Consider the following 11,160-nt stretch of genomic DNA (forward strand, 5'->3'; position numbering starts at 1 on the left):
GATTCTAATAATAATTTTTTGTACGGCACTATACTTGATTTACTTTTTTATACATCATACTTAGTGTACCACTTGTTCGACCTTAAGTAAACCGTATTGAATTATGAGCAATTATCATCAGACAAGATTTGTTCCATAGGCTCGGGAGCGGTGGAATCGGCTGTCAAACAAATAGATAGAAGGTTGAAAATTTCGGGAGCTCAATGGTTGAAAAAAATGTCATAACAAGATGCTAAAACTTCGTTGTGCTTACCTCAACGATCTCTTGGCTATTTGAGGCTTTTTCAAAACCGGGATGCTCCCAAGCATGACCGCAGTGAATATAAGATTATAACTAATAACTTATATGCGGTCATGCTTCGCCCTCTTCAAAAACCAGATGCACCCGAAAAAGCGACAATTTTACAGATCCGCACCTTACACATGAGACTAAAGTGTCTCACTCCGCGCAACAATTGTCGTGTAGCAAGAGTTTTTATAAATAATATTAGATAGAGTTGAGAATATAAGTATTGTTAGACTCAAGTATTCAACGGGATAGTTTGTATGGATAATCTCTCCGAGCTTCTCAAAAAAATCAAGAATAAACCTTCAGTCTATTTGGGCAAGGTGTCAATTAGTTGTCTTCAGGCTTTCTTGTCGGGATACAATGTGGCACAGTATCAGCTTGGCGTACCTCTAAAAGAAGAAAACGCTCTAGATGGCTTTCAAGAATGGATACAGAAAAAATTCAATATTGATTCATCTCAATCATGGGCGAATATAATTCTCTTTTTTTCTCAGGATGAGAAAGATGCTTTAAATAGTTTTTTTGAACTATTTGAAGAGTTTTGTCAAAGTAAGAAGGTTGTCGAATCGGGGAAGGTGCACCGACAAGCAACCTACAGAGATTTGAAATAAATTCATAACCGCAGACATCCGCGCTCATCCGCGTGCATCTGCGGTTAAAAATTCCCAAATCTAAGCCATCACCATGCCGCCATCGACATTAAAAACTTGCCCGGTAATATAAGCCGCCGCCGCATCCGCCGCCAAAAACTTCACCATCCCCGCAACTTCCTCAACTTCGCCGTATCTTCCCAGCGGAATGTACTTTAAAATCTCGTCAGATTTGACATCCTTTGTCATATCTGTGGTGATAAAACCCGGTGCAACTGCATTCACAGTAATCGCGCGACTTGCCAATTCTTTCGCCACAGTTTTAGTAAATCCAATGACTCCAGCTTTCGCCGCACTGTAATTAGCTTGTCCGGGATTTCCCATTTGGCCGGCAACCGAAGCAATATTAATAATTCGGCCGCTGCGCTGTTTCAACATGATTTTGCTGACAGCTTTTGTACACAAAAATACGCCGGTGAGATTCAAATCAATCACTGCTTGCCAATCTTCTAGCTTCATCCGCAGCAGCAAAGTATCGCGGGTGATGCCGGCATTGTTCACCAAAATGTCAATTCGTCCCCATTTTTCCATGACATTACTGATGAGTGCATCCACTTGGTCAGTTTTGGAGACATCTGCTGCAAGGGCCACAGCTTCTCCGCCCGCTGCAATAATTTCTGCTACCGCCTCATCAGCCGCAGCGCTTGAACTGGCATAGTTCACGGCGACTTTAGCGCCTTCTGCTGCGAATGCTAAAGCGCAAGCCCGCCCAATTCCCCGCGACGCACCGGTGACAACGGCAACTTGTCCCTGCAATCGCTGATATGTCTCTGGCAATAATTCCATAATTCTGTCCTCAAAATCTATGCTCACAGAATTCTGCCTTAAAATCGATCCAGAACCAAAAAAATTTATACTGACTTATTGAGTTCAGTTGTCACAATTCCCTACTCGTTAAGCCTTCGGGTATAATGGGCGTCCCTTTACCACATTTTTAAGATGGCAGTTCAAAAACAGTTCAACAGTTTTGAAGAGTTACTATCGAGCTCTGATTTGCCTGTACTGGTAGATTTTTATGCTACTTGGTGCGGGCCTTGTCAGATGATGGTGCCGATTTTGGAGCAGGTGAGCGGTCAGACGAAAGATAAGCTCATGGTTGTTAAGATTGATACGGATAAGTACGAGCAGTTGGCGTCGCAGTTTCACATTTATGCTTTGCCGACTTTGGTGCTGTTCAAAAATGGTGTTGAGGTCGATCGCATTGAGGGAGTATTGCAACCGGCGCAGTTGATCGATCGACTGCAACCTCATTTGTAGGTTGGTAGTCAGGACTTCACTTTTATCTGAAAGGACTAAAGTCCTTACTACCAACGAGGAAGTTAGGTTCGTAGTAAGGACTTTAGTCCTCTTTTGGAAGGACTAAAGTCCTCACTACAAACCAATTGTGCATTTTTGTCTTATGAAAACTCCCAGTCACGCGATTATCAATCTCGCCATTCTTGGTAGAGCCCAGCAATCTGAATTTAACTTGCCGATCGTTATCGGCGGAATCTTACCCGATATCCCGATATTTTTATTTTACTTTTGGGCGAAGTACATTGCTCGCTTGCCGGAAGCTACAATTTGGTCAAAAGCATATTACGAGCCTGTTGTCCAGAATATTGTGGCTTTGTTTCATTCTATCCCCCTAGCTGCGATCGGCTGGGTAATTGCTTATTATTTTGGCTGGCAAAGCGTGCAAATTTTGTTTCTGAGCATGATTCTGCACTCTTTGGGAGATTTGCCAGTGCATAATGATGATGCTCACAGGCACTTTTTTCCGTTCAGCAATTACCGTTTTATCAGTCCTATTTCTTATTGGGATAGGAAGCACTACGGGTCAATTGTTTCTTTGGTTGAAATGCTGTTAGTGCTGCTGTCAACTTATCGCGTTTTTGGTTTGGTTAATTCTTATGTTGGTAAGATATTGTTGATTTTGGTGAATAGTTTTTATTTAATCGGCTCTGTCTCTTTTTACGTTCGTTCTCTAATATCATCTGCTGTCGAGCGACCGCGATAAAATTGGTTTGTAGTGAGGACTTTAGTCCTCTCTCCTGGTCTGAAGAAGGACTAAAGTCCTTACTACAAACTTAATATACTTTCTCTATCTTAATTATTCTGCTGCAATTACTATTTTACCCAACTTCTGTAAGGTGCGTCAGCTAATATTTGATTGCTGGTGAATTGAATTATGCTAGCTGACGCACCCTACCAATTACCAATTACCAATTACCAATTACCAATTACCAATTACCAATTACCAATTCCCAATTTCTAATTATTAACTGCGCCGAATATTAAAACAGCACCAATCTTCGCGCTTCCACAGAGTAGCAACAATCCAACCGTGTTGTTCGAGAGTGTCTGCAATTGGTTTAGCTTGTTCGAGCAAAATGCCGCTGAGAACTGCCCAAGTAGTCGGCTTGCTAATGGCGGTGAACTGCGGGATTAAATCAATGATTACTTCGGCTAAAATATTGCACATCAAACCGTCGATCGGGCCGCCCGTCATTTCGATCAGCCGATCGATACTTCCGAGTTCTGCCACCAACTGCTGCGGGTTAACGCGGTTGAGTTGTCGGTTGCTGATGGTCGATCGCACTGCCAAAGGATCTGTATCCAGAGCATAAACTTTTGTGGCGCCCAGCAACACCGCGCCGATCGACAAAATACCCGATCCGCAGCCGATATCAGCAACTACACATTCTTTGTCGTCAAAACCGAGGCGCATTTCCAGCGACTCCAGACAGAGTTGAGTCGTAGCGTGAGCACCCGTACCGAAAGCAACACCGGGATCTAAACGCAAGATTACGCGATCGGTATCAGTCGGTGGGGGAAGCCAAGCCGGATTAATTAAAAAGCGATCGCCCACTTCTTGAGGCTGCCACTGCTGCTTCCAAGTGCTCCCCCAGTCTTCATCTTCTATCAAATCCCACTGCATCGCAGGCAAGGGCAAACCCGCACACAAAGCATCTTGGCGCAGCCACAAAGACAGGGCCGCCAAATCCAACAATCCCGCTTGTTCCTCGGGCAAATAAGCCGACATCAGGCAGGAATTGCTTTTAATCTGAGTGGCAGTTCCCCGACAGTTAAACCGTTCCAGGCGCCAAAAGATGATATCTTCCAGCGCCGGATCGCAAAGAATTCTAATTTCCCACCAGCTATGTGCCATGACTATTTTAGATTTTAGATTTTAGATTTTAGATTCGCCCGTCAGGAACTGGATACTGGGAACTGAAGAGTGAGAAATGACGATTGACTAATAGAAAAATTCCAACTTTTTTGCCAATTAACAATGACCAATCACTTATTACCAATTATTCAGTCCTTGCATCCAAAATCTAAACCCCCCAAATCCTTCAAAGAGTTAGCGTCTAACGATTTTAGATTTTAGATTTTAGATTTTAGATTGTGGGAACCTAAAATCTAAAATCCTTCAAATAGTTACCGTTTAACGATTTTAGATTTTAGATTGTGGGAACCTAAACTCCAAAATCTTTCAAAGAGTTACCGTTTAACGATTTTAGATTTTAGATTGGGGAACCTGAAAAATCTAAAATCCTTTAAAGATTCACCGTGTAAGCATCCCGAATCCCAGGAACTTTCATAATTTCAGCCAATATACCCTCTGGTAGAGGGTCATCAAGGCTCAAAACCATCACTGCATCGCCTCGCACGATTTTACGGCCTACTTGCATACTGGCAATATTGACATTAAAACTGCCCAATTGGGAACCAATTTTTCCAATAATCCCCGGCATATCGCGGTGCAAGGTAAACAGCATATGGTGCGTCGGGCAAACGTTGACTGGGAAATCGTCAACGCTGGTAATCCGAATTTCGCTTTCGCCGAGGACTGCACCCGTGACTGTGTGTTCGCCGAGAGTTCCCTTAGCACAGAGGCGTAGAGAGCCTGTGTAGTCGCGAATTGAGGCGTCTCTGGTTTCCACGACGCGAATTCCGCGTTCTTTGGCTTCAATGCTGGCGTTGACGTAGTTAACGCGCTCTCGCAGGGCTTGGGAGAGCAGGCCTTTGAGGGAGGCGACGACTACGGGCTGGCTTTGGTTGCTGGCCAATTCGCCTTGGAGTTGGACGTTGAGGTAATCAACTCTGCCTCCGGCTAGCTGGCTGACGAGGTTGCCGAGGGTTTCGGCGAGTTGCAGGTAGGGTTTGAGTTTTTCGATCGAGTCTGGGTAAATTCCTGGGATGTTAACAGCCGATCGCGCCGGCAGTCCCAACAGCACATCGCGAATTTGTTCGGCAACGTCGATCGCCACATTCACCTGAGCTTCAGCCGTAGAAGCTCCCAAGTGAGGCGTCAGCACGATGTTTTGGCCGACATTTCGCAACGGAGAATCAGCTTCCAGCGGCTCATGTTCGTAAACATCGATCGCTGCACCGGCGATCTGGCCTGATTTGATAGCTTCTGCCAGGGCTGCTTCGTCGATGATGCCACCTCTGGCGCAATTAATTATCCTGGCCGTGGGCTTCATCTTTGACAGCACATCAGCGTTAATTAAGTGCAGAGTTTCCGGCGTTTTGGGGATGTGCAGGGTGATGTAGTCGGATTCGCGCATCAACAGTTCGAGCTCTACCAAGCGGCAGCCCAACTGTTCGGCTCTTTCGGTGGAGATGAAGGGATCGTAAGCGAGCAGTTTCATGCCCATTGCTTTGGCTGCGGTGGCGAGGTGGGAGCCGATTTTGCCCAAACCGACGATACCGAGGGTTTTTTTGTAAACTTCTACGCCGATAAAGCGGTTGCGCTCCCATTTACCGCTTTTTACAGAGGCGTTGGCTTCGGGGATGTGGCGGGACATCGAGAGCATCATGGCGATCGCGTGTTCGGCTGCTGCGATCGTGTTGCCTTCGGGGGAGTTGACGACTACAATTCCTTTGCGGGTAGCGGCGGGTACATCGACATTATCTACGCCAACGCCCGCTCTACCGATGATTTTTAGTAGATTTCCGGCTTCAATGATTTCTTTGGTAACTTGGGTGCCAGAACGGATCATTAAAGCATCGTAATCTGGAATAATTCGCACGAGCTCTTCGGCTGAGAGTCCTGTGTTTACGTCAACTTGTGCGACTTGGGAGAGGATGTCAATTCCGGCTTGGTCGATCGGATCGGATACTAGAACTTTAGGCATAGCAAGCAATTGAGTGCAATAGTAAAAATAGCCCTGTTGGCGAGCTCAAAGTTGAGACTTATGACTTAGAGCAGAATCTAACAGCTCAGCTCAAGCTTGCCTTTGTGCAGTTTGAATTGTATCCGTATTCGGTCAAGGTCGGTCATTTTTGCGTGAAATATTTTACCTTTGCGGGCGATCGTCCTGGGCGATCGTCTTAAAAACGCCCAATTGCTTAGCTAGCAAGTCTTTTCAGGCTATAATAAATTCCGGATATTGAAGCCTAACTATCAGGAATTATTTTGATGAATTATCTTATCGCCGTACTGCCCGATCGAATGCAAGCCGAAGCTGCCTATTGCGCCCTCGAAAAAGAAGGCTTACCCATGAAGCAAGTCAGCATTTTGGGACGGGGCTACAAAACTGCTGATGAATTTGGCTTAATCGATCCCAACCAGCAAGCAAAGAAACAAGCTAAACTCATGGCTGTTTGGCTGATACCGTTTGGCTTTATTGCCGGCGTTACCTTCAGCTTGATGACAGAGTTAAAGACTTTTGCATGGGCGGGCGAAATTGGCGATCACGCGATCGGCGGAGTGCTAGGTGCGATCGCGGCCGGAATGGGCAGCGTTTTTGTCGGCGGTGCGGGAGGAATGGCTTTTGGTAGCGGCGATGCTTTGCCCTATCGCAACCGTTTGAATGCGGGCAAATTTTTGATTGCAGTTAAAGGTACTGACGCTTTAACCGAGAAAGCTGCTGATGTTTTGCAGCAGTTTGAACCGGAAAATATGCAAGGTTATACAGAAAGTTAATTGTCATCTGCGTTCATCTGCGTTCATCTGCGGTTAAAACTTCCAAGTTAGTATTATGGCAACCGGTGCATCTGGGTTTGGCAAATATGTGTGTAGGGGCGAAGCATGACCGCAGAAAATAGGAGATTATAACTAATAACTTATATGCGGTCATGCTTCGCCCTCTTCAAAACCCAGATGCACCCTAGGTAAAAATCTAATATTGACTTGAATTCAAGTTTTTTACCAGAATATTTGACCTTACTTGATATTTGGAGAAACCGATGGAAGTTCCAACGATAGCCTTATCTTCTCCCCTAGAATTGACAATTGATCTAACTGACGAACAATTTTTTAATTTGTGTCAAGAAAACCGAGATTTGAGATTTGAGCGTACTTCTAGTGGAGGATTAATTATTATGTCGCCTACTGGTAGCGAGACTGGTAATCGCAACATTGACTTATCCTATCAACTTCAATCTTGGAGCCGTCAAAATAAACATTTGGGAATTGCGTTTGATTCTTCTAGCGGATTTAAACTGCCAGATGGTACTGATATTTCTCCCGATGCTGCTTGGATTCGGCGCGACAGATGGGATGCTTTAACTTCCGAAGAAAAAGAGAAATTTGCACCAATTTGTCCCGATTTTGTGGTGGAATTGCGATCGACTACCGATTCCCTAGAAAAATTGCGAGCTAAAATGAGATTGTACATGAAAAATGGAGCTCGTTTGGGCTGGTTGCTCGATCGCAAAAATCGGCAAGTAGAAATCTCCCGTCAAGGTAAAGAAGTAGAAATTTTAGATGCACCTCGAACTGTCTCAGGTGAAGATGTACTGCCCGGTTTTGTGTTGGATTTAACTGAGATTTTCTAGATGTGTAAGAAGACTCGGCGTTTGAAACCGCGTCTATACAAGCAAAACCTGCCGACGCAGGTTAAAGACGACTCGGCGGTTGAAACCGCGTCTATACAAGCAAAACCTGCCGACGCAGGTTAAAGACGACTCGGCGGTTGAAACCGCGTCTATACAGGCAAAACCTGCCGACGCAGGTTAAAGATAGCGCGGTAAAATTACGTTATTATCTTTAGTCCCTCTGAGCTCAGACATTGTTTGTATAAACCAGGTTTCAACCGTACTTCCTATTTTTTGACTAACTTATGATATGATACGATGCCAAAGGTTGCGTTTGGTATAACCTATGAAAATCCTCCACGGCACTTGGATTCCTCAAACAGAAGAGAGTTTTGTTCAAGCTGGAACGTTTTATATTTGGGTTGAAACCACTGAAAAGAAAAAACAGCCTGCTAAGGTTCATCCCCGACAATTGGAGACGGCAGAGTTAACAGAGTTTCTAACGAAAGAAGCCGGGATTCAACTGCCACCAGTCAGCAATACAAGTGGGATGGGACTAGAATATGCGATCGCCCCTCGGTACTTTTTACTCCCCACTGCCAATAACCAGCCGTTACCATCTTTAGAGTTAGCGCGATATTTAGAGACAGAATTACCCGAAACATTTGAGTTGGAATATTGGGAAGTCGATTGTGTGCCAATCGCCACCCACACTTTGACTAAAGTATTGAACGATCTGCATTTTTTTGCCCTCTATGATTTAGCAGAAGTTCAGTTCGGTTCAGATTTGCTGTTTTGGTATCACTACACCCAATTTTTTAAGCAAATTGTTCTGAAAGATCATTATATTCCGGCGTTGCGCTATCGAGAAACTGCTCCGATCGCGATCGCACCCATCGAAACATCGGAACCCGCTGAGAAAGCCACGCGCGGGCGCAAGAAAGCGGGTGAAACAAAAACAACCGCAAAGACTGCAAAAGCTCCAAAAACACCTGCCAAAATTGCACCCAGCTTTGAGATTTATCCGGGATGGGAAATTGTTTCAGCGCAGTACGAAACAGAGTTACAACGCTATGTTGAATGGATGCCTTTAGTTTGCGCGTCCGGTTTTCGGAAGATCCAGCTACAAGATACACCAAAGTTCTACGATCGCGAAATGTTGCTGCGTAATTTTTCAGAATGTGCGATCGCCGAAATTGTCACTCAAACCCCCATCCCAGCATCGTTTGAAAATAAGATTGCGGATTCTTTACTGCAAATCTGCCTCAACCAAACACGAAAAATCGCGCGAGTCAGCCTTGAACAATACCGGCAATGGCAAACCTGGCGCGATCGCATTACGCGCAATCAATCTGCTGACTCATTCTCCCTCTGCTTTCAACTACAATCCCCCGAAAACCCGGAACAGCCTTGGGTTTTAGAGTTTCAGGTAGCCGCAAAAAAAGACCCCTCTCTGCGGGTGCCGTTGCAGGATTATTGGCGATCGCGATCGACTCAACAAAAACAGTTGCAAACACAATTCGGCGACAACTTTGAGCAACATTTGCTGACAAATCTCGGCTACGCTGCGCGGATTTATCCCCTACTTTGGCAGGGGCTAGAAACCGACAAACCCGCTCACATTTCCCTCAACGTAGACGATGCTTTTACCTTCCTCAGCGAGTCCGCTTGGGTATTAGAAGATGCCGGATATAAAGTCATTGTCCCCGCTTGGTGGACGCCGAAGGGACGACAACGGGCAAAGATTCGCCTGCAAGTCAAAGGGAAGGGCAGCAAAAGCGCTGCAATCAAGGGCAAGGGATTGTTTTCGGCAGATTCCTTGGTGGAATATCAGTATGAATTGGCGATCGGAGGCGAACGGGTTAGCGAACAAGAATGGCAGGCGTTAGTTAATAGTAAAACGCCGTTGGTACAGTTCCGAGGACAATGGATGGAACTGGACAAAGATAAAATGCAGGAGATGCTGAATTTTTGGCAAAAACATCGCGAAGAGAATCCCGATGTCAGCTTGATTGACTTTATGAAGTTGACGGCAGAAGGAGAAGCTAGTGAAGATTTGGAGGTGGAGCGCGATCGGGCTTTATCGGATATGTTGGAGAAGCTGCACGATAAGAGTAGGTTAGAGTTAATTGCAGATCCAGTAAGGTTTCAAGGCAAACTCCGGGATTATCAAAAACGCGGTGTTTCTTGGTTGAGTTATTTGGAAAGTTTGGGATTAAATGGCTGTCTTGCCGACGATATGGGTTTGGGTAAATCGGCGCAGGTAATTGCTCGATTATTGCAAGAAAGAGAAGTTTTATCCACTAGCAAAGAGACGGAAGGCCCTCAACGTTTGCAAGATGCCAAAGCATTTAAAGCCGCCGTCCAAGATTGCGATATGTTGATTACTTCCTTTACCTTGGCGCGCAAAGATGAGAAGCTGTTGAGCAGCGTAGCGTGGCATCGGCTGGTAATTGATGAAGCGCAGAATATTAAAAATCCGAAAGCGGCGCAAACCAAGGCGATTTTAAAGTTACCCGCTACCCATCGACTAGCATTGACTGGAACACCTGTAGAAAATCGCTTGTTAGATTTATGGTCAATTTTTAATTTTCTCAATCCCGGATATTTGGGAAAAGAGGCGCAGTTTCGGAAAATGTTTGAATTACCGATTCAAAAACATGGGAGTCGCACGCAATCAGCCGCGCTCAAAAAATTAGTAGAACCTTTTATCCTGCGCCGTCTGAAAACCGATAAGTCCATTATTCAGGATCTCCCCGACAAAGTTGAGCAAAAGCTCTACTGCAATCTCACCCGCGAGCAAGCTTCGCTTTATGAAGCCATTGTGAAAGAGGTAGAGCAAGAAATTGATGCGGCTGAAGGAATGAAGCGTAAGGGGATGATTTTGGCGACGCTGCTGAAGTTGAAGCAAATTTGCAATCATCCCCGCCAGTTTTTGCAGGATGAAAGTGAGTTTACACCAGAGCGATCGCACAAACTGGAACGGCTGATCGAGATGATTGAGGAAGTCAAAGCCGAAGGCGAAAGTTTATTGGTGTTTACGCAGTTTACCGAATTGGGAAGCGCGTTAGAAAAATACATCAAACACACGCTACATTATAACACTTATTACATCCACGGCGGAACGAGTCGCGAAAAACGGGAACGGATGATTTCAGAGTTTCAAGATCCAGAATCAGAACCTTCGGTATTTATTCTATCACTGAAGGCCGGCGGTGTGGGAATTACCCTGACAAAAGCCAATCATGTATTTCATTTCGATCGCTGGTGGAATCCGGCGGTGGAAGATCAGGCGACGGATCGGGCGTTTCGGATTGGACAGGAAAAAAATGTGTTTGTGCATAAGTTTGTGGCAATTGGCACTTTGGAAGAAAAGATTGACCAAATGATTGAGGACAAAAAGAAATTGGCAGGTTCAATTATTGGTGCTGATGAATCGTGGCTGACTGAGTTGGATAATGAGGCATTTAA

At 45.2% G+C, this 11,160-nt stretch carries 9 protein-coding genes and 1 pseudogene; 7 read left to right on the forward strand and 3 right to left on the reverse strand.

Features of this window, described 5'->3' with window-relative positions:
• Nucleotides 1-93 precede the first annotated feature (93 nt).
• Both JGK20_RS29420 and JGK20_RS29425 read left to right on the forward strand, forming a co-directional pair.
• Nucleotides 94-277 (forward strand): annotated as a pseudogene (locus tag JGK20_RS29420) (ISKra4 family transposase); the annotation flags it as partial.
• A gap of 269 nt (nucleotides 278-546) precedes the next feature.
• The gene (locus JGK20_RS29425) at nucleotides 547-900 is read left to right on the forward strand and encodes a hypothetical protein (RefSeq protein ID WP_293203582.1); all 354 of its coding nucleotides are present in this window, start codon (nucleotides 547-549) and stop codon (nucleotides 898-900) included.
• A 60-nt stretch (nucleotides 901-960) separates the two neighbouring features.
• On the opposite strand, the gene fabG is transcribed toward JGK20_RS29425, so the two are convergent.
• Entirely contained in the window at nucleotides 961-1,725 is a 765-nt protein-coding gene (fabG, locus tag JGK20_RS29430; protein WP_293186385.1) for a 3-oxoacyl-[acyl-carrier-protein] reductase, read from the reverse strand.
• 153 nt (nucleotides 1,726-1,878) lie between these two features.
• On the opposite strand from fabG, the gene trxA reads away from it, so the two are divergent.
• Together trxA and JGK20_RS29440 are read left to right on the forward strand one after the other, a co-directional pair.
• Nucleotides 1,879-2,196 (forward strand): thioredoxin, encoded by a 318-nt coding sequence (trxA, locus tag JGK20_RS29435; RefSeq protein ID WP_293148879.1) that lies wholly within the window; start codon nucleotides 1,879-1,881, stop codon nucleotides 2,194-2,196.
• A 142-nt stretch (nucleotides 2,197-2,338) separates the two neighbouring features.
• The gene (locus JGK20_RS29440; protein WP_293208014.1) at nucleotides 2,339-2,938 is read left to right on the forward strand and encodes a hypothetical protein; all 600 of its coding nucleotides are present in this window, start codon (nucleotides 2,339-2,341) and stop codon (nucleotides 2,936-2,938) included.
• A gap of 261 nt (nucleotides 2,939-3,199) precedes the next feature.
• On the opposite strand, the gene prmA is transcribed toward JGK20_RS29440, so the two are convergent.
• Entirely contained in the window at nucleotides 3,200-4,090 is an 891-nt protein-coding gene (gene prmA, locus JGK20_RS29445; RefSeq protein WP_293186381.1) for a 50S ribosomal protein L11 methyltransferase, read from the reverse strand.
• A 391-nt stretch (nucleotides 4,091-4,481) separates the two neighbouring features.
• A complete protein-coding gene (gene serA / locus JGK20_RS29450; RefSeq protein ID WP_293186380.1) occupies nucleotides 4,482-6,065 on the reverse strand; it encodes a phosphoglycerate dehydrogenase in 1,584 nt (527 codons plus the stop codon).
• Between the two features lie 284 nt (nucleotides 6,066-6,349).
• Here serA and JGK20_RS29455 point away from each other — a divergent pair, with 284 nt between their 5' ends.
• The 3 genes from JGK20_RS29455 to JGK20_RS29465 all read left to right on the forward strand — a co-directional run.
• Nucleotides 6,350-6,856 carry a hypothetical protein gene (locus JGK20_RS29455; protein WP_293186378.1) on the forward strand — a complete coding sequence of 169 codons (507 nt, stop codon included), beginning with the start codon at nucleotides 6,350-6,352 and terminating at the stop codon, nucleotides 6,854-6,856.
• 263 nt (nucleotides 6,857-7,119) lie between these two features.
• Nucleotides 7,120-7,710 carry a Uma2 family endonuclease gene (locus tag JGK20_RS29460; protein WP_293186376.1) on the forward strand — a complete coding sequence of 197 codons (591 nt, stop codon included), beginning with the start codon at nucleotides 7,120-7,122 and terminating at the stop codon, nucleotides 7,708-7,710.
• Nucleotides 7,711-8,035: 325 nt separating this feature from the next.
• Nucleotides 8,036-11,160, forward strand: a 3,125-nt coding sequence (locus JGK20_RS29465; protein ID WP_293233123.1) for a DEAD/DEAH box helicase, incomplete at its 3' end; no start/stop codon positions are given.

The organism is Microcoleus sp. PH2017_05_CCC_O_A (genome assembly GCF_020738785.1).
GTDB lineage: Bacteria > Cyanobacteriota > Cyanobacteriia > Cyanobacteriales > Microcoleaceae > Microcoleus.

Bases quoted from the DNA above. Each gene is read 5' to 3' on its own strand.
- serA (WP_293186380.1), bottom strand. From the start codon at position 6,065: ATGCCTAAAGTTCTAGTATCCGATCCGATCGACCAAGCCGGAATTGAC.
- JGK20_RS29425 (WP_293203582.1), top strand. From the start codon at position 547: ATGGATAATCTCTCCGAGCTTCTCAAAAAAATCAAGAATAAACCTTCA.
- prmA (WP_293186381.1), bottom strand. From the start codon at position 4,090: ATGGCACATAGCTGGTGGGAAATTAGAATTCTTTGCGATCCGGCGCTG.
- JGK20_RS29455 (WP_293186378.1), top strand. From the start codon at position 6,350: ATGAATTATCTTATCGCCGTACTGCCCGATCGAATGCAAGCCGAAGCT.
- JGK20_RS29440 (WP_293208014.1), top strand. From the start codon at position 2,339: ATGAAAACTCCCAGTCACGCGATTATCAATCTCGCCATTCTTGGTAGA.
- JGK20_RS29460 (WP_293186376.1), top strand. From the start codon at position 7,120: ATGGAAGTTCCAACGATAGCCTTATCTTCTCCCCTAGAATTGACAATT.
- fabG (WP_293186385.1), bottom strand. From the start codon at position 1,725: ATGGAATTATTGCCAGAGACATATCAGCGATTGCAGGGACAAGTTGCC.
- trxA (WP_293148879.1), top strand. From the start codon at position 1,879: ATGGCAGTTCAAAAACAGTTCAACAGTTTTGAAGAGTTACTATCGAGC.